At 65.0% G+C, this 20,212-nt stretch carries 19 protein-coding genes and 2 pseudogenes; 11 read left to right on the top strand and 10 right to left on the bottom strand.

Annotation, left to right across the window (positions count from 1 at the left end):
• Positions 1-255 precede the first annotated feature (255 nt).
• From guaB to KHC28_RS17165, 5 genes are all read left to right on the top strand, one after another.
• Positions 256-1,746, top strand: coding sequence for an IMP dehydrogenase (guaB, locus tag KHC28_RS17145; RefSeq protein ID WP_214009555.1), 1,491 nt, complete (start codon positions 256-258; stop codon positions 1,744-1,746).
• A gap of 63 nt (positions 1,747-1,809) precedes the next feature.
• Positions 1,810-2,247: an MAPEG family protein gene (locus KHC28_RS17150; protein ID WP_214009556.1), complete on the top strand. Its 438-nt coding sequence runs from the start codon at positions 1,810-1,812 to the stop codon at positions 2,245-2,247.
• A 15-nt stretch (positions 2,248-2,262) separates the two neighbouring features.
• Complete coding sequence (locus tag KHC28_RS17155) at positions 2,263-3,564, top strand: RsmB/NOP family class I SAM-dependent RNA methyltransferase (RefSeq protein ID WP_214009557.1); 1,302 nt, start codon at positions 2,263-2,265, stop codon at positions 3,562-3,564.
• A gap of 71 nt (positions 3,565-3,635) precedes the next feature.
• The gene (gene guaA, locus KHC28_RS17160) at positions 3,636-5,207 is read left to right on the top strand and encodes a glutamine-hydrolyzing GMP synthase (protein ID WP_214009558.1); all 1,572 of its coding nucleotides are present in this window, start codon (positions 3,636-3,638) and stop codon (positions 5,205-5,207) included.
• A gap of 293 nt (positions 5,208-5,500) precedes the next feature.
• Positions 5,501-6,757, top strand: coding sequence for a tyrosine-type recombinase/integrase (locus KHC28_RS17165; protein WP_214009559.1), 1,257 nt, complete (start codon positions 5,501-5,503; stop codon positions 6,755-6,757).
• Here the strand turns inward: KHC28_RS17165 and KHC28_RS17170 are convergent.
• Complete coding sequence (locus tag KHC28_RS17170; protein ID WP_214009560.1) at positions 6,723-7,007, bottom strand: helix-turn-helix transcriptional regulator; 285 nt, start codon at positions 7,005-7,007, stop codon at positions 6,723-6,725. The genes KHC28_RS17165 and KHC28_RS17170 overlap by 35 nt on opposite strands.
• Positions 7,008-7,456: 449 nt before the next feature.
• Positions 7,457-8,347, bottom strand: a complete 891-nt coding sequence (locus tag KHC28_RS17175) for a LysR substrate-binding domain-containing protein (RefSeq protein ID WP_214009561.1) — start codon at positions 8,345-8,347, stop codon at positions 7,457-7,459.
• An 89-nt stretch (positions 8,348-8,436) separates the two neighbouring features.
• Between KHC28_RS17175 and KHC28_RS17180 the strand changes: the two genes are divergently transcribed.
• The 4 genes from KHC28_RS17180 (at position 8,437) to KHC28_RS17195 (ending at position 11,747) form a co-directional block, all read left to right on the top strand.
• Complete coding sequence (locus tag KHC28_RS17180; protein ID WP_246564929.1) at positions 8,437-9,522, top strand: alpha/beta fold hydrolase; 1,086 nt, start codon at positions 8,437-8,439, stop codon at positions 9,520-9,522.
• Positions 9,523-9,526: 4 nt separating this feature from the next.
• Entirely contained in the window at positions 9,527-10,033 is a 507-nt protein-coding gene (locus KHC28_RS17185; RefSeq protein ID WP_214009562.1) for a hypothetical protein, read from the top strand.
• Positions 10,034-10,042: 9 nt separating this feature from the next.
• Positions 10,043-10,501 carry a hypothetical protein gene (locus KHC28_RS17190; protein WP_214009563.1) on the top strand — a complete coding sequence of 153 codons (459 nt, stop codon included), beginning with the start codon at positions 10,043-10,045 and terminating at the stop codon, positions 10,499-10,501.
• Between the two features lie 271 nt (positions 10,502-10,772).
• Positions 10,773-11,747 (top strand): LysR family transcriptional regulator, encoded by a 975-nt coding sequence (locus KHC28_RS17195; RefSeq protein ID WP_214009564.1) that lies wholly within the window; start codon positions 10,773-10,775, stop codon positions 11,745-11,747.
• On the opposite strand, the gene KHC28_RS17200 is transcribed toward KHC28_RS17195, so the two are convergent.
• From KHC28_RS17200 to KHC28_RS17235, 8 genes and pseudogenes are all read right to left on the bottom strand, one after another.
• Positions 11,711-11,959 (bottom strand): DUF2274 domain-containing protein, encoded by a 249-nt coding sequence (locus KHC28_RS17200; RefSeq protein WP_214009565.1) that lies wholly within the window; start codon positions 11,957-11,959, stop codon positions 11,711-11,713. The two genes, KHC28_RS17195 and KHC28_RS17200, sit on opposite strands and share 37 nt — an antisense overlap.
• The gene (locus tag KHC28_RS17205; protein ID WP_246564993.1) at positions 11,959-13,095 is read right to left on the bottom strand and encodes a TraB/TrbI/VirB10 family type IV secretion system protein; all 1,137 of its coding nucleotides are present in this window, start codon (positions 13,093-13,095) and stop codon (positions 11,959-11,961) included. The genes KHC28_RS17200 and KHC28_RS17205 overlap by 1 nt, the downstream gene beginning before the upstream one ends.
• A 71-nt stretch (positions 13,096-13,166) precedes the next feature.
• Entirely contained in the window at positions 13,167-14,195 is a 1,029-nt protein-coding gene (gene trbG / locus KHC28_RS17210; protein WP_214009567.1) for a P-type conjugative transfer protein TrbG, read from the bottom strand.
• A complete protein-coding gene (trbF, locus tag KHC28_RS17215) occupies positions 14,192-14,875 on the bottom strand; it encodes a conjugal transfer protein TrbF (protein WP_214009568.1) in 684 nt (227 codons plus the stop codon). The genes trbG and trbF overlap by 4 nt, the downstream gene beginning before the upstream one ends.
• A complete protein-coding gene (gene trbL / locus KHC28_RS17220; RefSeq protein ID WP_214009569.1) occupies positions 14,875-16,233 on the bottom strand; it encodes a P-type conjugative transfer protein TrbL in 1,359 nt (452 codons plus the stop codon). Before trbL ends, trbF begins: the two co-directional genes overlap by 1 nt.
• A gap of 4 nt (positions 16,234-16,237) precedes the next feature.
• Positions 16,238-16,624, bottom strand: a complete 387-nt coding sequence (trbK-alt, locus tag KHC28_RS17225; protein WP_214009570.1) for a putative entry exclusion protein TrbK-alt — start codon at positions 16,622-16,624, stop codon at positions 16,238-16,240.
• A gap of 10 nt (positions 16,625-16,634) precedes the next feature.
• Complete coding sequence (trbJ, locus tag KHC28_RS17230; RefSeq protein WP_214009571.1) at positions 16,635-17,399, bottom strand: P-type conjugative transfer protein TrbJ; 765 nt, start codon at positions 17,397-17,399, stop codon at positions 16,635-16,637.
• Positions 17,396-18,382, bottom strand: a pseudogene (locus tag KHC28_RS17235) (TraG/VirB4 family ATPase); the annotation flags it as partial. The pseudogene KHC28_RS17235 and the gene trbJ, both read right to left, overlap by 4 nt.
• Between KHC28_RS17235 and KHC28_RS17240 the strand changes: the two are divergent.
• Positions 18,369-18,914: a type IV toxin-antitoxin system AbiEi family antitoxin domain-containing protein gene (locus KHC28_RS17240; protein ID WP_214009572.1), complete on the top strand. Its 546-nt coding sequence runs from the start codon at positions 18,369-18,371 to the stop codon at positions 18,912-18,914. The pseudogene KHC28_RS17235 and the gene KHC28_RS17240 sit on opposite strands and share 14 nt — an antisense overlap.
• A pseudogene (locus tag KHC28_RS17245) lies at positions 18,907-19,728 on the top strand (nucleotidyl transferase AbiEii/AbiGii toxin family protein); the annotation flags it as partial. The gene KHC28_RS17240 and the pseudogene KHC28_RS17245, both read left to right, overlap by 8 nt.
• Between the last annotated feature and the right edge of the window lie 484 nt (positions 19,729-20,212).

A 20,212-nucleotide genomic window follows, 5' to 3' on the forward strand; every position in this document is an offset into this window, starting at 1 on the left:
GACGCTAGGTTGTCGTCCCGCGAGTGTGCCGTTTCGTCATCTCGCGTCTTCGTCATTGCAATGCGCAAGGGCGGCTCGACGCGGGGCGGCAATGCGTTTCGCACAGAGCGAGACCGCTAGGAATGGCGACCATGCCATGGTATGAGCCCTCGCCAACTCGGAGAGAGCGGGCGACCTTGGTGCCCGTGTCGCTTTGACCATCCATCCATCGGGCACATGCGGGTCTTTCCGCCTGCCCCAAATCGGGAGTTGGCGATGCCGGTGATCGACGGCCTCGCGCGGGAAGCGCTTACATTCGACGATGTCCTGCTGAAGCCCGGCCTGTCCGATGTGATGCCCGGTCAGGTTGATATCCGCTCGCGGGTGACACGCTCGATCCTGCTCAACCTGCCCATCCTGTCCTCGGCGATGGACACCGTGACCGAATCGCGCATGGCCATCGCCATGGCGCAGGCCGGCGGCCTCGGCGTCATCCACCGTAACCTCGACCCCGAGGTGCAGGCCGAGCATGTGCGGCAGGTGAAGAAGTTCGAGAGCGGCATGGTGGTGAACCCCGTCACCATCCACCCCGACCAGACGCTGGCCGACGCGCTGGCGCTGATGAAGCTGCACTCCATCTCCGGCATCCCGGTGGTCGAGCGCGGGCCGAACGGGCGCGGCGGCAAGCTGGTCGGCATCGTCACCAACCGCGACGTGCGCTTCGCCACCCATCCCAACCAGCCGGTCGCCGAGCTGATGACCAAGGACCGGCTCATCACCGTCAACGAAGGCGTCGAGCAGGCGGAAGCCAAGAAGCTGCTGCACCAGTACCGGATCGAGAAGCTGCTGGTGGTGGACGACGACCATCGCTGCGTCGGCCTCATCACGGTGAAGGACATCGAGAAGGCGGTCGCCAATCCCAACTCCACCAAGGACGAGCAGGGTCGCCTGCGCGTCGCCGCCGCCACCACGGTGGGCGAGGACGGCTTCCACCGTACCGAGCTTCTGGTCGATGCCGGCGTCGACCTGGTGGTGGTCGACACCGCCCACGGGCATTCCCGCAAGGTTCTCGACCAGGTGAGCCGCATCAAGCAGCTCTCCAACAAGGTGCAGATCCTCGCCGGCAACGTCGCCACCGGGGAGGGCGCCCGTGCGCTGATCGATTCCGGCGCCGACGCGGTGAAGGTCGGCATCGGTCCGGGCTCGATCTGCACCACCCGCATCGTCGCCGGCGTCGGCGTGCCGCAGTTCACCGCCATCCTCGATGCCGTCGAGCAGGCCAGCAAGCTGGACACGCCGGTGATCGCCGATGGCGGCATCAAGTTCTCCGGCGACCTCGCCAAGGCGCTGGCCGCCGGCGCCGAATGCGCCATGATCGGCTCGCTGCTGGCCGGTACCGACGAGAGCCCCGGCGAGGTCTATCTCTACCAGGGCCGCTCCTATAAGTCGTATCGCGGCATGGGTTCGGTCGGCGCCATGGCGCGCGGCTCGGCGGACCGCTACTTCCAGGCGGAAGTGAAGGACACGCTGAAGCTGGTGCCGGAAGGCATCGAGGGCCAGGTTCCCTACAAGGGCCCGGCCTCCGGCGTGCTGCACCAGCTCGCCGGCGGCCTGCGCGCCGCCATGGGCTATGTCGGCGGCGGCACGCTCGCCGAGTTCCGCGAGAAGGCGCAGTTCGTGCGCATCTCCGGCGCCAGCCTGCGCGAGAGCCATGTCCACGACGTGACCATCACCCGCGAGAGCCCGAACTACCCCTCGCGGACCTGACGAACGCGCCGCCGGGAACCGGTTTCCCGGCGGCCATCCGCAGCTTCGGGGGCCTCCGACGCCATGACCTATGCCGCGATCCTGATGCCGGTCTTCGCGATGGTATTGCTCACTTTCGCGGTGCTCATCCGGCTCGGCGTCCTGCGGTGGCGGGCGGTGAAGGCCGGGCTGGTCGCCGATCGCGAAGGAGCGGTCACCGGCGACGAGCGGGTCTGGCCGGTGGCGGTGCGGCAGGCGTCGAGCTGCTTCCGCAACCAGTTCGAAGTGCCGGTGCTGTTCTATGTGCTGAGCGTGCTGGTGCTGGTGACGCGCAAGGCCGATTTTCTCTATATCGTCCTCGCCTGGATCTTCGTCGCCAGCCGCTGGGTGCATGCCGGCATCCATTGCGGTCCGAATCTCGTCGGGCCGCGCTTTTCCCTGTTCTTCGTCGGCGTCCTCGTGCTGATGGCGATGTGGCTGCTTTTCGCCCTCTCCATCCTCGTCGCGCCGATCGTGCCGTGAGTGTCGGATCGTAACATGACCCCTGCCGCGCGCCTCGCCGCCGCCATCGACATCGTCAACACCATCGCCGCCGACCGGCGCCCCGCCTCCGAGGTGCTGAAGGAGTGGGGGCGCGGCCACCGTTTCGCCGGTTCCGGCGACCGGGCGGCCATCGCGGCGCTGGTCTATGACGTCGAGCGCCGCAGGGCCTCGGCCGCGTATCTGATGGGTGCGGAGGAGGGGCGGGCGCTGGCGCTCGGCGCGCTGAAGCTGGCGCGCGGCCTCGATGTCGAGGCCATCGCCGCGCTGTGCGACGGCTCGCGCTTCGGGCCGGCGCCGCTCACTGACGAGGAGCGCGCCAGGCTGGAGGCCGGCAGCCTCGACGGCGCCCCGGCGCCGGTCGCCGGCGACTATCCCGAATGGCTCGACGCCTCGCTCGCCGCGGTGTTCGGCGAGGCGCGGGCGGCCGAGGGGCAGGCGCTCGCCGAGCGGGCGCCGCTCGACCTGCGCGTCAACACGCTGAAGGCCGCGCCGGAGAAGGCGACCGAGGCGCTGGCGCACCTCAACCCGGCCGCCACCGACTGGTCGCCGCTCGCCCTGCGCATCGGCTTCGAGGTCGACGGCAAGGCGCACGCGCTGACCGCCGAGCCGGCCTTCATCAAGGGGCAGGTGGAGATCCAGGATGAGGGCTCGCAGATCGCCGCCATCCTCGCCGCCCCGCCGCGCGGCGGGCAGGTGCTGGACCTGTGCGCCGGCGGCGGCGGCAAGACGCTGGAACTGGCGGCGCTGATGGACAATGCCGGCCAGCTCTACGCCTATGACAGCGACATGCGCCGCCTGGCGCCGATCCATGAGCGCCTGCAGCGCGCCGGGGTGCGCAACGTGCAGGTGCGCACGCCGCGCGGCGCCACCGACGTGCTCGCCGATCTCGAAGCCCGCATGGACCTCGTGCTGGTCGACGCGCCCTGCACCGGCACCGGCACCTGGCGCCGCAACCCGGACGCCAAGTGGCGCATGCGGCCCGGCGCCCTCGCCGAGCGGCAGAAGGACCAAGCCGAGGTGCTCGACGCCGCCGCCCGCTTCGTCAAGCCGGGCGGGCGCATCGCCTATGTGACCTGCTCGCTGCTCGACGAGGAGAATGGCGGGCAGGTGCGGGCCTTCCTCGCCCGCCACCCCGATTTTGCCGTCGTGCCGCCGGACGAGACCGTGCTGGCGCTCGGCGAGCGCGGCATCCGCCTGAAGCAGGCGGCGCTGGCGAGCGCGGAGGGCCTGCTGCTGACGCCGCGGCGCACCGGCACCGACGGCTTCTTCGTCAGCCTGCTCGCCCGCACGGTGTGACGGCGAAAGTGCCTTTTGCGGAAGTGCCTTTGATTGTGGACGTGACACAGGACAGCGATTAGAAGCCCGCCATGACCCAGACCGCTGACACCCCCACCCACGACACCCTGCTCATCATCGATTTCGGCTCGCAGGTCACGCAGCTCATCGCGCGGCGCGTGCGCGAGACCGGCGTCTATTGCGAGATCCACCCCTTCCAGAACGCCAATGAGGCGTTCGAGCGGCTGAAGCCGAAGGGGGTGATCTTCTCCGGCGGCCCGGATTCGGTCATTCGCGAGGGCAGCCCGCGCGCCCCGCAGGCGGTGTTCGACAGCGGCGTGCCGATCCTCGGCATCTGCTACGGCCAGCAGACGCTGGCCACCCAGCTGGGCGGCGTCGTCGAGGGAGGCCATGCCGCCGAGTTCGGCCGCGCCGATGTCGAGATCAAGGCGGCGAGCCCGCTGTTCGACGGCATCTGGGAGGTCGGCAAGCGCTACCCGGTGTGGATGAGCCATGGCGACCGGGTGACCAAGCTTCCCGAGGGCTTCAGCGTCATCGCCACCTCGGAGAACGCGCCCTTCGCCATCGCCGCCGACGAGGGCCGGCAATACTACACCACCATGTTCCACCCCGAGGTGGTGCACACGCCGGATGGCGGCAAGTTGCTCGCCAATTTCGTGCACAATATCGTCGGGCTGAAGTCGGACTGGACGATGAAGGCCTTCCGCGAGGAGGCGATCAAGCGCATCCGCGAGCAGGTCGGCACCGAGAAGGTCATCTGCGGCCTGTCGGGCGGCGTGGACTCGTCGGTGGCGGCGGTGCTGATCCACGAGGCGATCGGCGACCAGCTGACCTGCGTGTTCGTCGACCACGGCCTTCTGCGCCTCGGCGAGGCGCAGAAGGTAGTGACGCTGTTCCGCGACAGCTACAACATCCCGCTGGTGCATGTGGACGCCGAGGAGATGTTCCTCAAGGCGCTGGAGGGCGTCACCGACCCCGAGGTGAAGCGCAAGACCATCGGCAAGCTGTTCATCGACGTGTTCGAGGCCGAGGCGAAGAAGATCGGTGGCGCCGCTTTCCTCGCCCAGGGCACGCTCTACCCGGACGTGATCGAGAGCGTGAGCTTCACCGGCGGCCCGTCGGTGACGATCAAGAGCCACCACAATGTCGGCGGCCTGCCCGCGCGGATGAACATGAAGCTCGTCGAGCCGCTGCGCGAGCTGTTCAAGGACGAGGTGCGCGCGCTCGGCCGCGAGCTCGGCCTGCCGGAGGTGTTCGTCGGCCGCCACCCGTTCCCGGGGCCGGGCCTGGCGATCCGCTGCCCGGGCGAGATCACCCGCGAGAAGCTGGACATATTGCGCCTCGCCGACGAGGTCTATCTCGAGGAGATCCGCCGCGGCGGGCTCTACGACCAGATCTGGCAGGCCTTCGCGGTGATCCTGCCGGTGAAGACGGTCGGCGTGATGGGCGACTACCGCACCTATGACTATGTGGTCGGCCTGCGCGCGGTGACCTCGGTGGACGGCATGACGGCAGATTTCTACCCGTTCGACATGGCCTTCCTCGGCCGGGTGGCGACGCGGATCGTCAACGAGGTGAAGGGCGTGAACCGCGTCGTCTACGACGTGACGTCCAAGCCGCCGGGCACGATCGAATGGGAGTGATTTTTGCCTATCCGGGCATATCCAAAACCACGCTAAAATATGATCTAACCCACTGATAAAAATAAATATTCCTGTCGACATCTATCGATGCCTATCGGTGGGCAGAGATCGCGGCTGTCGGCCCCGTTGACGGGCCTTGGCCATATTGATCGCGACGAAATTTGAAAGTACCGTCAAGGGAGATGAGGCTCCTGACGGTACTTTTTTGACGCTAAGCTGCTGACAATACGCAGACTTTTCCGACGAGAGCCCCCCAAAACCGCGCGACGGTACTTTTTTGGAGGTGGCATAGCATGTTGACGGATGCAGCGATCAAAGCGCTGAAACCCAAAGAGAAAATGTACAAGGTGACGGACCGCGACGGCATGTATGTGCGCGTCGCGCCATCTGGTGCGCTCTCGTTCAGGTTGGACTACCGGCTTAATGGTCGACGCGAGACGGTCTACCTGGGCAAATACGGGCGAGATGGAATCTCGCTGGCCCGAGCCCGGGAGTTGTGCCTGGACGCGCGGCGTGCGATTAGTGAGGGCCGTTCACCGGCCATTGAGAAGCAGCGCGAGAAGCGTCGTATCAAGGAAGCGAAGAGCTTCGGCGAGTTCGGCGAAAAATGGTTGGTGAACGCGCCGATGGCCGACAGTACCCGAGCAATGCGTCGTTCCATCTTCGAACGAGAGTTATTGCCGGTTTGGCGCAACCGCCTTCTCACCGAAATCACGCCGGACGATCTTCGCGCGCAATGCGGAAAGATTGTCGATCGCGGCGCGCCAGCGACGGCGATCCATGTCCGGGATATCCTGAAGCAGATCTACGGCTTCGCGATTTTGCACGGCGAGAAGGTGGCCAATCCGGCCGATGACGTCGGACCAGCATCGATCGCGACGTTCGCGCCGAAGGATCGGGCGCTGTCGCCTGCGGAAATTCGAGTGATGTTGAAAGAGCTGGAAAAGGTCGCGACGTTGCCGACGATCCGGCTCGGAATGCGGCTCTTCTTGCTGACGATGGTGCGCAAGAGCGAACTGCAGGACGCGGTGTGGGATGAGGTCGATTTCGAGAACGCCGTTTGGACGATTCCCAAGGAGCGAATGAAGCGGTCGAAGGCGCACAACGTCTATCTCTGCCGCCAGACTCTCGACATAATGATTGCGCTCAGGACCTGCGCCGGCAACTCCCGGTATCTACTACCTTCGCGCTACGATGCGGACGCTCCAATGTCTCGAGCGACGTTCAATCGGGTCACTTATTCAGTTGTGGAGCAGGCCAAAGAAGATGGGCTGCCGCTCGAACCATTCACGGTACACGACCTGCGGCGAACTGGATCGACCCTACTCAATGAGTTGGGTTTCAATCGCGACTGGATCGAAAAGTGCTTGGCGCACGAGGATGGGCGATCTTCTCGCGGCGTCTACAACAAGGCGGAATACGAGGTGCAGCGCCGGCATATGATGCAGGAATGGGCGGATACAGTGGACGCTTGGGCGGAAGGTCGCAGGCATACCCCCACACTAATGCCTGCAACTATAAATTTGATGGAGCTTGATCCCGCTCTCTGACCGGACGGGATTTGCGCTTAGTGACGTCGGGGTGCTGCGCACGACGGATTGGGGCGGTCCGTCGTGCGATCAGCCAAGCCTCGACCTCGGCCAGATCCCACACGATGCAACGTGGCGAGAGCGCGAACCGCCGGGGAAATTCGCCGCGCTGTTCCATTTCATAAATAGTGCTATCGGCCATCGGCACCATTTCACGCAACTGCTGCCGCCGGATTGTTTTTCGGATTTGCGTAGCTTCAAGTTTTGCCATCTCAATCTCCTACGTTGCCGGAGCGATTGAGACCGATAGATGTTGATACTGGAAGCCCTCTCGAGATGCTGTGCGGTATTTGCGGGGAATGGCGTACACATCGGCGGGTTTTCCCTGACCCGTAGGTGCAGCATAGAAGCGAACTGGCGCTGCTGAACGGGCTCGAAAAGGGTTGGCTCGTCACAAGAAGGAAGCATTCAGTAAACGCGCCTCCCTTTAAAATCCGGTTCCGAAAGGCGTGTCGGTTCGATTCCGACCACCCGCACCATCCTTCTTAGGCGGAGAATGGTCGCCGATCTCCATCGTCCTGGACGCCTGCTGGCTAAGCCTTCTCCTACTATACGTCATAGGTGGCGACAGTGGCGGTCCCGCGAACTGAGGCAACCGCCGTGCTGGAGCGGTCCCCAATTCGACCGGAAAGGCGGCGCAACGGGATTGGGGTTGTGACGCTACTGCACGATCTCTGTGGCAGACTTTGTGAATATACCCCAGACCCGCCCCACAATTGGAGGCCGCGCTCTACGCCGGGCGATCAAGGCAAGGGAAAGAGACGGAAGCTTCGCATCCGTAATTTCGGCGTAGCGAACTCCTTCGAAGGTCAGGCGGCGGATAGATTGCGGCAGCACGGCCGCTCCCAAGCCCGCTGACACCAGCGAGAGCATGGTCAGAGCGCGGGTGGCTTCCTGCACGATCTTCACTTCGACGCCAGCGCTCGTAAAGCAATCGAGGAGGCGCGCATGCAGCACCGGCCCTTGAGCTTCGGGGAAGAGGATCAGCCCATGTTCGGCCAGCTCAGCCAAGCTGACACCTGTATCCTTCCCATCTTCCGGCAACACCGCGATGCTCGCTTCTAGCGGCAATTCCATCACGTCCAATCGCTCTCCCGTACCGAGAGGTGGGTGCGCGATGCCGATGTCGATCGTGCCGTCGCTCAAGGCCACCAACTGGTCATTGGTAGAGAGTTCCAAGAGCTTCGGCTTGATGCCTGGGAGGCTTCGCCGCAGTTGTGCCAACCGTCGGGGTAGATACTCATAAAGCGCGGCTGAGACGAAGCCGATCCTGATCTCGCCGGCAGCGCCATTCTCGGCCGATCTGGCCAGCGCGAAGGCGGCGTCCGCGTGCAGCACCGATGATCGGGCTTCGTCGATGAAAGCGGTGCCAGCGCGGGTAAGCGCCATACGCCGGTTCGCCCGGTCGAACAGCCGCACTCCCAGTTCTTTTTCGAGCCGAGCGATCGATTGGCTGAGTGGCGGCTGCGCCATGCCCAGCCGCTCGGCGGCACGGCCCATGTGCAACTCGTCAGCGACAGCAAGAAAATGGCGAAGGTGGCGAAGTTCCATATTATGACGATATCAAATTTGCGTCGATAGGTCATCGATCTAGTTTCATCCGTTGGTCATTTTGCACCCATCGAACAGATGGAGATGTGATGATCGACCGCTTAGCCCCAGCCCTCGCGGGCGCGCTGCTCATAACCACAAACCTTGCAACGGCCGCTGAGCCGGCCGTTGTCAGGATCGACCGCCATGTCGATCTCGCCACCGGCGAGCATCTGTTTGTTCGAGAGGTTCGCCGTGCGGGTGGTCCGGCCGATGTCAACTCCGCCGTACTTCTCCTCCATGGCGCACGGGTCCCCGGCGTCGCCTCATTCGATCTCTCCGTGGAGGGCGGTTCCCTGGCTGCTGATCTCGCGGAAGCCGGACATCTCGTCTATATCCTCGACCTGCGGGGGTATGGGCAGTCGAGCCGTCCTGCGGCGATGGCACATCCAGCGATCGACTCCGCCCCTCTGATCCGCACCAACGAGGCGGTTGCCGATATCGCTGCGGCCGTGGACGCAATCACCGAGTGGAGTGGGGATACGCAGGTCAGCATCGTCGGCTGGGCGACAGGCGGACATTGGGCTGCGGCGTTCGCGGCAGAACACCCACGAACGGTCGAACGGCTGGTGCTCTACAATACTCTCTATGGCAGATCGAACGAGCACAAGTCGCTTGGTCATGGCTCACCGCTCGAAGATCCCCTGAAGCCGGGGCAGTTCAACATTTCCTCCTTCGGGGGCTATCGCTTCAACACAAGAGCGAGCCTGTTCACGGCCTGGGACAATAGCATTCCTGCTCCGGACAAGACGACCTGGAGAGACCCTCGCGTCGCTGGCGCCTATGCGGATGCAGCACTGGCTTCCGATGAAACATCGGTCACTCGCGAACCGCCAAGCTTCCGATCCCCCAGTGGGGCCATGGCGGATAGCTTTGAGCTCGCAGTAGGCAAACGCCAATGGGCCGCATCAGCCCTGACGATGCCGGTCATGGTCGTGCGATCCGGACGTGACTTCTGGAGCCGGGCGCAGGACGCGCAGGACATCGTCACCGAGGCGCCACGGGCAGAGCTGGTGACGATCCCGGAAGCTACGCATTTCGTACATCTCGACCGCGCCGATGCCGGTAGGGACGTCTTCCTGCGGGCCGTTACCCGGTTTCTGGAGCCCAGCCATACGCCGCAAGTTGGAGAGTGACGTCATGAAGAAAAAGCTCGCCATTCTTGCTGCGGCGCTTGTTCTGGCCTTCGATACGGTTCCGGTCTTCGCGCACCATGGCTGGACGTATTTCGACACCAGCCGCATCTATTATCTTGAGGGCCACATCGTATCGGTGCGCTGGGGCAATCCACATCCCGAGATTGTCCTGCGTCCAACCGCGATGTCGTCAGTACCCGACTTGTCGCGGGTGAAAATGCCACAAGCGGAAAACGGGCTTCTGCGCACGATGCCCGCCTTGCCTGTCCCCACAAGCATTCAGGCGCTGCCGACCGATGGAGCAGAGTACGTCATCGTTCTTGCGCCACCGTCGCGCCTCGCCGATTGGGGCATGACAGAGAGCGATACCGCCTCGGGTCGCCGTCTGCGGATGGTCGGCTATCTCGCTTGTGACGATGGTCATGAATTCAGGCCCGAAGTCGTCATTCTCGACGACAACCGCGCGGTTCGACAACGGTCCGTGCCGGTACCACCGACATCATGCTCATGAGCGCCAAAGATGTTGGAACTGCTGCAAGCCTTGCCGATCTCCGACCTCATTCGCCGCTCGACATGGCTGTTTCCGGCGATCGAGGTCCTGCATCTGGCCGGGATCGCGATGGTCCTCGGGACTGTTACAGTTGTCGATCTCGCCCTCTTGGGCATCCTGCGATCTCCAGCGCTCGCGACCGCCGTGACGCCGCTGTTGGCGGTCACAAAATGTGGCATCGCCATCGCAGCACTCTCTGGGGCTCTGCTGTTCGTGTCAGACCCTCTAGAGTTCTGGAACAACCCGGCTTTTCGACTGAAACTGCTGGCATTCTCGCTGGCAATTGCCAATGCACTGCTCTTTCAACGTTTCACTCGTGGGTCAGCGGAGATCACAGCGCTGGGGCCGATCAAGACGCTTTCCATCTCAGCGTCCCTGTTGCTGTGGTGCAGCGTTCTCGTTCTTGGGAGGGCTATCGCTTACGTCTAGCGGAGACCAGCTTGCATTTTGAGGGGCGGATCACCGTAAGCGGCCTTCGGGTGGATGCGCCGGCCCAAAAACTCGGTCCCCTTGGAGGCTGTCGCGGAAATGCGCCAGGGCGACCTCCGCAGCCGAGGTCGATCGGTCCCGCGTATAGAGGCCATACTGCACGAAGGGACGGAAGCGAGGTGAAGAAGCCTGAGTTCGCCTCCCACCCTCTAAGCCCCATGGCGCTAGAGCAGATCGAGAAAGTCGGGGTATTCCTAACTGGGACGGTGCTATGAGGCATGCCGTTCGGCAGCTCAAATACTTGACGACCGCCGCCCAAGTGGGAAGCTTCAGGCGTGCTGCGGAACTGTGCGACGTCGATCAGTCTAGCATCAGTCGCGCCCTCCGGCAGCTCGAGGATTATCTCGGCATAATGCTGTTCGAACGGTCAAGCTCTGGAGTGCGGCTAACCACTGCGGGAGAGCAGTTCCTGGCTGAGGTCGCGCCGGCGCTTGAGCAATTTGAGTCGGCAAGGCGCTCAGCTCGGGCGATGCGCCGCGCCGAAACGGGCCTGGTGCGCATCGGCATTCTGACCTCGCTGGCCGGGGGATTCCTGCGCCAACTGGTCGAAGCCTATGCCGAGCGGCACCCGCGGGTCAGGATCGATCTGCGGGACGGCGGTCGGCGCGAGCACTTGGCGGCGGTCCGCGTTCAGCGACTGGATGCCGCTATCATCACCGGTTCAGATCCCGTTCCCGGATGTGAGACACGCGAGCTCTGGCGCGAGCGCGTCTATGTCGCGCTGTGGGCAGGGCATCCGCTCGCAGGAAGGCCTAAGCTCGACTGGGCCGATCTCAAGACCGAGCACTTCATCGTCAGTCGGTGTGAACCTGGACCAGAGGTGCATGACTACATCATCCGTCGGTCGGCCGATTACAGCAACTATCCCGACATCGAAGACAAGCTGGTCCTCCAAGACACGCTGATGAACCTGGTCACCCTTGGTCAGGGAATCACTCTGGTTTCGGCCGCGTGGACCGCGGTCAATGTTCCTGGCTTGGTGCTGCGGCCGCTCACCGCTCAAGCCGATATCGTGCCGTTCAGCGTCGTCTGGTCAGCAGCGAATGACAATCCTGCCTTCCTCAGCTTCCTGAAAACCGCGCAACTACTCGCAAGCAGCAGATGCGGATCGTCGCAGAACGACACGATCCTGGACACTTGGAGCCGTGCCTATGACTCCGCCGGGTCCGTCTTTTGCGGCCCTTGACCCCTACGGGCCTTGGCGAACCCGCGATCAGTCTGGATGAATCGCGCCAGCATCGGCGCGATCAGCTTCGACGGATCGCTGATGTCCTGTCTGTTCTCGCGAGCGAGGACTTCTGCGTAGGCCGCGAGATCGCGATGAAGCGCCGCTGGCAGTTCGATCGTGACCTTTACTGGCTTGTCGTCGATCAGCGGCCCCAGCTTCAGTTTCGCCATCAAGATCCTCCATAGGGTTCAAGCACCAGATCGCGGGTGACGATCACCCTCACGGGGAAGCCTGGCCGGATCGTCAGCGTCGGCGCAATTGTGAGCTGGCGGCGGACAATCTGCTGGCCGGCGTCATTGATTGTGTCCTGCCCGCCATTGCGGATCGCCTGGATCAAGCGATCATCATTGTCCACGGCGAGTTCGGCGCCGACGCTGAGCAGCGTCGAAAGGCCGGCCGCCTTGGCGAGATCCCACCAGTGATAATCGACGCCGTCCTGCAGGCCGGCATATCCCTCCGCATCAGCGCCAGGTTGCCGTTCTAGGACGATGCTGCGGCCATTCGGGAAGATCAGCCGGTTCCAGACGAGCAGAACGCGGCTCTGCCCGAACTGCACGTTGTTGTCATACTGGCCGATGACGCGCGTGCCCTGCGGCACGAGCAGGATGCGGCCGGTCGGGCTATCATAGATGTTCTCGGTGACCTGCGCGGTGATCTGGCCCGGGAGGTCCGAACGGATGCCGGTGATCAGCGCCGCCGAGATGACCGCGCCCGCCTGCAGGATGTTCGGCGACGCCGGCGCGGCGACGCGATCGGCCGCGACAGTGCGCCGGTCGACCGGAGCGTTGAGGAACGCCTGCTGCCGCTCCTGAGCCGTTGGCGTCGCCGCCGGCGGCGCGAGGCCAAGGCTCGTTAGATCGGGCTGCGCCAGCGTCTGCGTGCTCGGCGTCGCCGGCGTCGTGGTGCGGGCTTCCGAGGCCGCAAACAGCCGGCTAGTCCGCGCCGTCTCGATCTCCTGTAGGCGGCGCTGCTCTTCCGGGCTGATACCGGGCTGCACAGGCGCGACGCCGGGCGCCGGCACGGGCTGGCCGCGGTTCTGAGCGCTGACGATCGGCCGGCCGAGATCGCCGGGCAATGGCGGCCCGAGCTGCGGCACGCCAGTATAGTCGCGCGGCAGGCCCTGGAGGCCGTCCGCCGTCGAGCGGTTGTCGGTCGAATAGAGTTCCTCGGGCGGCCGCCCACCGTTGCGGGTCTGGAGCGCGTAGACCAGCGCGCCGCCGAGGCCGAGGCTCGCTACCAGTCCGAGCCCAGCCAGCACCTTGCGCGACAGCCGCGTGACACGCGGAGCCTCGGCGCGCAACCGCATTGGGGCCGCCGCCTCCGGCGCCGATCCCGTCAGCGGCGCGCCGGCTTCCTCTTCCTCGTTCCGGTCATCGCTCACGACGCGGGCCTCCCGTCGGTGCGGCTGATCCGGACGCGCCTCTGGCTGTCGCCGGAGCCGAAGCGCAGCTCCGCGGCCGCGAAGAGCCGGTCGACGATCATGTAGTTGTTGCGGACCCGGTAGTTGACGAGTTCGGAGGTGTTGCCCTCGGCGCCGACAACGAAGAGCGGCGGCATTTCGCCCTGACCGATGCCCCGGGGGAATTCGATGAAGACCTGCCGGCCGTCGTCATAGGCGCGCAGCGGACGCCACGCAGCGCGGTCGCCCGTCACCTCGTAGCGGAAATTGATGCGCGAGAGATCGACGCCGGTGGCAACTGGCTGGCTTGCCTGCGCCTCGGCGTTCTGGCGGCGAAGGGCAATGAGTTGGTCCTGCGGATACTGCCAGGAGACCGAGGCCATATAGGTGCGCTCGGTTGAGCGCAGTTCCATGTGGTAGGTGCGCAGATTGGTATTGATGACGAGATTGGTCATCAGCTCGGCTCGTGTCGGCTTCACCAGGATGTGGACCTGCAGCGTCGCGCCGGAACCGCTCTGGGTGTCGCCAATGATCCAGCGCACGGTATCGCCGGCGGCCACAGGCCCGGAGCCGACGAGTTGCTCGCCGGGTTGGAGCGCGATGTCGGTTATCTGACCGACTGCGGTGTAGACCTGATAGAGCGCCCCTTGCGTGAAGGGATAGACTTGCATCGAGTTGATAAAGCCGTCGCGCACCGGCTGGATGCGGGCGGCGGCATTGGCTTGGTTGATGCGGGCCGTGGGATCGGCCGGTTCGGGCGCGCGCCGCGACTCCTCGACGGGTTTCATCTGCCCGGGCAGCGGCAGCGGCCTCGGCAGTTCGACCACCCGCACCGGCGCTGGTGGGTCGACCGTCTGCACCGCGGCCGGCGCGTCGTCGTAGCTAATCTCAGGAGGCTTCTGCGTCGTCGCGCAGCCGGCAAGCGCCGTCGCGGAAAGCAGCAAAGCCGTCAGTGTGTGAGAACGTAAAGCCGGTTCTCCGGCTTTACGGAAAATCGGTATCGTCATTGCCCCAGCTCCCGTGACCATGAAATTGCGTTGACGTAGATCCCCAGCGGATTGGCGCGCAGCCGGTCGGCGTTGCGCGGAATCTGGACGACGATGGTGAGGATCGCCGTCCATCGGGTCGTTTCGGCGAGTTGGCCGTTTTCGTAGCGGCGCTCGCTCCATGCGACCCGGAAGCTGTCGGGAGACGCGCGGATCACGCTCGAGACGTCGACGGCGATCTGCTGGCGGCCCACCTTGGTGAAGGGATCGTTCGCGCGCGCGTAGTCGTTGAGCGCGGCTGCTCCCCGGTCCGTCGTGAAGTCATAGGCGCGCAGCCAGTTTTGGCGGACGATGATGGCGTCCGCCGGGATCGAACGGACCTGCTCGATGAAGCGCGCGAGGTGGAACGCGATCTGGGGGTCGGTCGGTTGGTAGTCCGCCGTCGCCGACGCGATCGCTTGGGCCTGGCCGAGCCGGTCGGTCTGAACAACCCAGGGAACGACAGTGCCGCGCGCCGACTGCCAGACCAGCGCCGCCGCGAATCCCGCCGACAGGAAAAGTGAGCCGAACGCCATGTAGCGCCAGTTGTGCGCCTGGACGCGGGCCGAGCCGATGCGGTCATCCCAGACCTGCGCGGCGCGCTGATACGGCGTTTCGGGTTCGGGAGCTTTTCCATAGTGGGTAGAGGGTCGTCGAAACATCAGCGGTCACCTTCGGAGAGATTGATGGAGGAGCCGCCGCCGTGGCTGTCGCCGCTGCGCACAGCATGAACCGTGGTCGAGACGGCGTGGCTCATCTGTTGAGAGCGCTTCATGCGGCGGGCCCAGGCCGGCGGCTGATCGCCGCCGCCGGCAGGGCTTGGCGCTGCGTCGTTGGCGGCTTCGCCGACACTGCCCATGGTCGAGGAGCCCCCGGTCGCCTCGAAGGCGGCGCGGGCTCCGCTCGAGAAGCTGGAGCGCATGCTCGATGACGCACGTTCGGCGGCGCGTCGCAGCGGCGATGTGGCGGCCGAGCCAGCGGCGCGGGCGACCCCGCCCAGGCCGCTCGCCACGCCCGAGGCGCCCGTCTGCCCTGCAGCGCCCAGGCTGTGTGCAGTCGATGCGCCGCCCGCCAGTGCCGCACCGCCACGGGCTGCTGCGGCTGCGCCGCCCGCCAGCGCCGCGCCGCCGGAGGCGACGGCGCCGACTGTGGCGGCGCCCGCTGCGACCATGCCGCCTGCAGCGAGCCCAGTGCCGACCGCGGCGCCGGCGCCGAGCTGCGGACCGCCGGACACGAGGCCGTTGGCGATGCCAGGACCAAATATGCCGAGGCCGAGCAGCGTCAGCGCCGCAAGCACGATCGCCATCGCCTCGTCGATCGTCGGCGTCCGGCCGCCAAAGCCGGCAGTGAATTCGGAGAAGAGGCTCGACCCGATACCGATGATGACGCCGAGAACCAGCACCTTGATGCCGGAGGAAATCACGTTGCCGAGCACGCGCTCGGCCATGAAGGCGCTCTTTCCGAAGAGGCCGAAGGGAATCAGCACGAAGCCGGCGAGCGTGGTCAGCTTGAATTCGATCAGCGTGACGAAGAGCTGGATCGCGAGGATAAAGAAGGCGAGCAGCACGAGCGCCCAGGCCAGCAGCATCACTGCGATCTGAATGAAGTTTTCGAAGAAACTCCAGTAACCCATGAGATCGGATATGGAATCGAGCAGCGGCCGGCCAGCATCGAGCCCCGTCTGCGCGACGCGGCCGGGCCGCATCATGTCGGCGACCGTGAAGCCAGTCCCGGATGCCTTCAGCCCGAGCCCGGCGAAGCTCTCGAAGATGATGCGGGCGAGGTTGTTCCAGTTGCCGATCAGGTAGGCGAAGACGCCGACGAAGAGCGTCTTCTTGACCAGGCGCGCCATGATGTCGTCGTCGGCGCCCCAGCTCCAGAACAGCGCGGCGAGCGTCACGTCGATCACGATCAGGGTGGTGGCGATGAAGGCCACTTCGCCGCTGAGGAGGCCAAAGCCGCTATCGATGTAGCGGGTGAAGACCTCCAGGAAATGGTCGATGACGCCCGTGCCGCCCATGATCTCAACGCGCCTCGTTCGTGTGGGAGTCGGTCGCTGGCGCGGTCTCGTTGACCGCGGGGGCGCGCGGGGCCAGAGGGTTCTGCGGCTGGCCCTGCGGACCTGGCGCTTGCGGTGCCGGCTGCGGCTGCAAGGCCTGCGAGGATTTCAGGAAGCGGTCGCGGTTGTCTGCCCAGGCCTGAAGGCAGGCTGGATCACGGGTCCCGGCTTCCCCGAACTGCTGGCAGCGCCGCAGCTCGGCTTTGAGCGGGTCGACGCCGGTCTCGGCCGCCGCGGCGACGCTGCGATACAGCGGCGGTTCGTCCTTGCGGGAGAGTTCGATGGCCGTCGCCGTGATCGCGAAGGTCACGAAACCGATGGCGCCGATACGCGCGAGCAACTTACCGTCCATCGCCGCGCCCTCAGTTGCTGCCGGGGAACATCTGCGCATTGCCGGACTGGTAGCCGACGCCCGGGGTCAGGAAGCGGCGGCGCTGCTCGCGACCCTGTTCGGCGGCGGCCGACCGCTCGGCCTCGGCGAGCGCCTGGGCCCGGCCGTTGGCCGAGACGACGGCGGTGAGGTCGGCGAGTTGCTGGGCCTGGAGCGCGAGGAGCTGGTTGCCGGCCTGCGTCGCCTGCAAGGCTCCGGTGGCGCCTTGGCTCTGTCCGACCAGCGCCGACATCTGCGTACGGTTGGTATCGATGTTGCCGACGACGCCGGCCTGCACGCGCATCGCGTCCTGCAGGCTTGAAACGGTGTTGTTCCAGCGCTCTTTCGCCTGAGCGACGAGCTGCTGATCGGAGGCGCTCATCGACGCGCTGCCGGCCCCGTAGTTCGTATTGAACGCCTGGTCGATGTTCTGGACGTTATAGGCGATGCCCTGCGCTTGCTGAAGGAGCTGCTGGGTCCGCTGCACTGACTGCTGAAGCTGCTGAAGCGACGAAAATGGAAGGCTGGCGAGGTTTCGCGCCTGATTGATCAGGGACTGCGCCTCGTTCTGCAGAGAAGTGATTTGGTTGTTGATCTGCTGCAACGCGCGAGCCGCCTGCAGCACGTTTTGCGCATAGTTGGTTGGGTCGTAGACGATGATGGCTTGGGCAGGCGTCGCGAAAACTGGCGCGAGCGCGGCAGGAGCCGCGAGCAGTGCAGCAGCGAATCGCGCTGCGCGGTAACGGCGCAATTTCATGATGGTGTCTCCAGGTTGGTGAGGTTGGGAATGAGGTCGGCCGCCCACGCGACGCCGCGATGGCGCAGCCACGCTGCGAGGAAGCCCTCGCGTCCGTGCTCGGTGACGATCCGGTCTATGGCGGCTTGGTCGGTCTTGGAGGATGCCGCGCAGAGCGCGAGCGCGACGTCGGCGAGGCCCAGCTCGAACAGCCGGTTGCCGCGACGGCTCTGGCAGTAATAGTCCCGCTTGGGCATGGCCCTGGCGAGGATCTCGATCTGCCGATCGTTGAGGCCGAAGCGGCGGTAGATCGCGGTGATCTGCGGCTCGATCGCCCGTTCGTTCGGCAGCAGCAGCCGGGTCTGGCAGCTCTCGATGATGGCGGGCGCGATCGCCGATCCGTCGATGTCGGACAGCGACTGGGTAGCGAAGACGACGCTTGCGTTCTTCTTGCGCAGCGTCTTCAGCCACTCGCGGAGCTGGCCGGCGAAGCCTTCGTCGTCGAGGGCGAGCCAGCCTTCGTCGACGATGATCAGCGTCGGCTCGCCGTTAAGCCGGTCCTCGATGCGGTGGAAGAGATAGGCGAGCACCGCCGGAGCCGCGGCCGTCCCTATCAAGCCTTCCGTTTCGAAGGCCTGGACGGTTGCGACGCCGAGATGCTCGCTCTCGGCATCGAGCAACCGGCCGTAGGGCCCGCCGACGCAGTACGGCCGCAGCGCCTGCTTCAGGTCGTTCGATTGCAGCAGCACCGCGAGGCCCGTCAGGGTGCGCTCGCCGATCGGCGCGCTCGCCAGCGACGACAGCGCCGTCCAGATCAGCTCCTTGACCTCGGGCGTGACCTGAATGTTTTCGCGCATCAGGATCGCGACGATCCAGTCGGCGGCCCAGGCACGCTCTGCCGCCTCGTCGATCCGAGAGAGCGGCTGTAGCGCGACGCTGTCGGCGGAGCCCTCGGTCAGGCCACCGCCGAGATCGTGCCAGTCGCCGCCCATGGCGATGGCGGCGGGAGTGACCGCGGCCACCATGAGCCGCATGGAGCGGGATGGCGAGGTGCTCCGGCTTGCGCGAGGGCTTTATCAACTCCCCGATGCGCCGCTCGACGCCCACCACAGTCTCGCAGAGGCAGCGAAACGCGTGCCCAAGGGTGTGATCTGCCTCGTCTCGGCCCTCGCGTTCCATCAACTTACCGATCAACTCCCAAGGCAGGTGTGGATCGCCATTGGCCAAAAGGATTGGGCTCCCAAAGCTGATGGCGCGCCGGTTCGGCTGGTGCGGTTCACGGACCGCCTGCTCACGGAGGGCGTTGAATCCCATACCATCGAGGGCGTGCCCGTAAAGGTTTTCGGCGTCGCCAAGACGATTGCCGACTGCTTCCGGTATCGGAACAAGATCGGCCTGTCGGTGGCGATTGAAGGGCTCCAGGAGGCGCTGCGTCAACGCAAGACGACGCCTGGCGAGATTGCCAGGCAGGCCGAGCGAGGGGCGGTCGCTACGATCATTCGACCCTATCTCGAGGCGCTTACCGCCAATGGCTAAGGAGCTCAAGAATATCGGCGCCTCGGTTCGCGCCCGCCTGCTGCAACTCGCTAAGGCAAGCGGCCAGAGCTTCGATCTCGTTCTGACGCGCTTTGCCCTCGAACGGCTACTGTTCCGGCTCGGCCAATCACCGCATGCGGACCGCTTCGTCCTAAAAGGCGCAATGCTGATGATGAGTTGGTTCGAGGATCCACATCGTGGCACGCGCGATCTCGATCTGTTGGGCTTCGGCGATCCTGAACCCGAGTCGATGCTGGCGACATTCCGCGAAATCCTGGCGCAGGAAGCTACCGACGGCGTGGAATTCGACGTCGACGCACTCCGGGTCGATCGTATCCGTGAAGAGCTGGAATATGGCGGACTGCGACTGCGGACAACGGCCTCGATCAGCGGCGCCCGCATCGGTCTGACGATCGACATCGGCTTTGGCGATGCGATGGAGCCTGGAGCCGAGATGTTGGATTATCCCTCCATGCTGGAATTTCCTGCCCCACGGCTGCGAGCCTATGCGCGCGAGACGGTCATTGCCGAGAAGTTCCAGGCGATGGTCGCGCTAGGGCGTGCCAACAGCCGGATGAAGGACTTCTATGACATCTGGATTCTCAGCAGGTCGTTCAGCTTCGACGACGACAGGCTGGCGCGGGCGATCGCGGCCACCTTCGCGCGGCGCGAGACGGCAATTCCGGAAAATCTGCCAGATGCACTGACGCCAGCTTTCGCAGCGGATGACCAAAAGCAGCGTCAATGGCGCGCCTTCATCAAGGACGTCGCGCACAATCCGGGCGAGTTCGCTGATGTCGTGGGAGATATAGCCGAATTGCCGAGAGCGAGGCCGGTCTGGTGCTGCTCGAGCCGCCGATCGACGTTCCGGGCTTCGTCAAGCTGGCGGTCTGGCACGAGCGCACCCATCGCGATGCCGGCCACCGCTGGGTCCGCGCGCTGCTGTTCGAAACCTGTGGCTGTCTCGAAGCCGCCGAAGCCGGCTCACGTTCCTTGCCCCGGCATGGCCGTGCCGATCCTCGGCCATCGTCCTCGCGCGCGGTAGCGCGGTAGCTCAGATCGCGGCGTCCGGGTTGATAGCGGGGCAGGGGAGGCGGGACAAAGCATTCGCCCGGCGAGAAAACCAGCAGTCGACCTCAGAATAAATCCTAGAAATTTTGAAATGTTACGTCGATGTCGACAAGCCGATCGCCCCACATGTTGCGTGTTTGAAAATTCGGAAAAGTGATTATCTTGGCGTGTTCCGATCCGAAGGGGTCGAAGTGGCGACGGCCACGGAGGGTGTCATGGAAATTTGC

It is taken from the genome of Ancylobacter sonchi (assembly GCF_018390695.1).
Taxonomy (GTDB): Bacteria; Pseudomonadota; Alphaproteobacteria; order Rhizobiales; family Xanthobacteraceae; genus Ancylobacter; species Ancylobacter sonchi.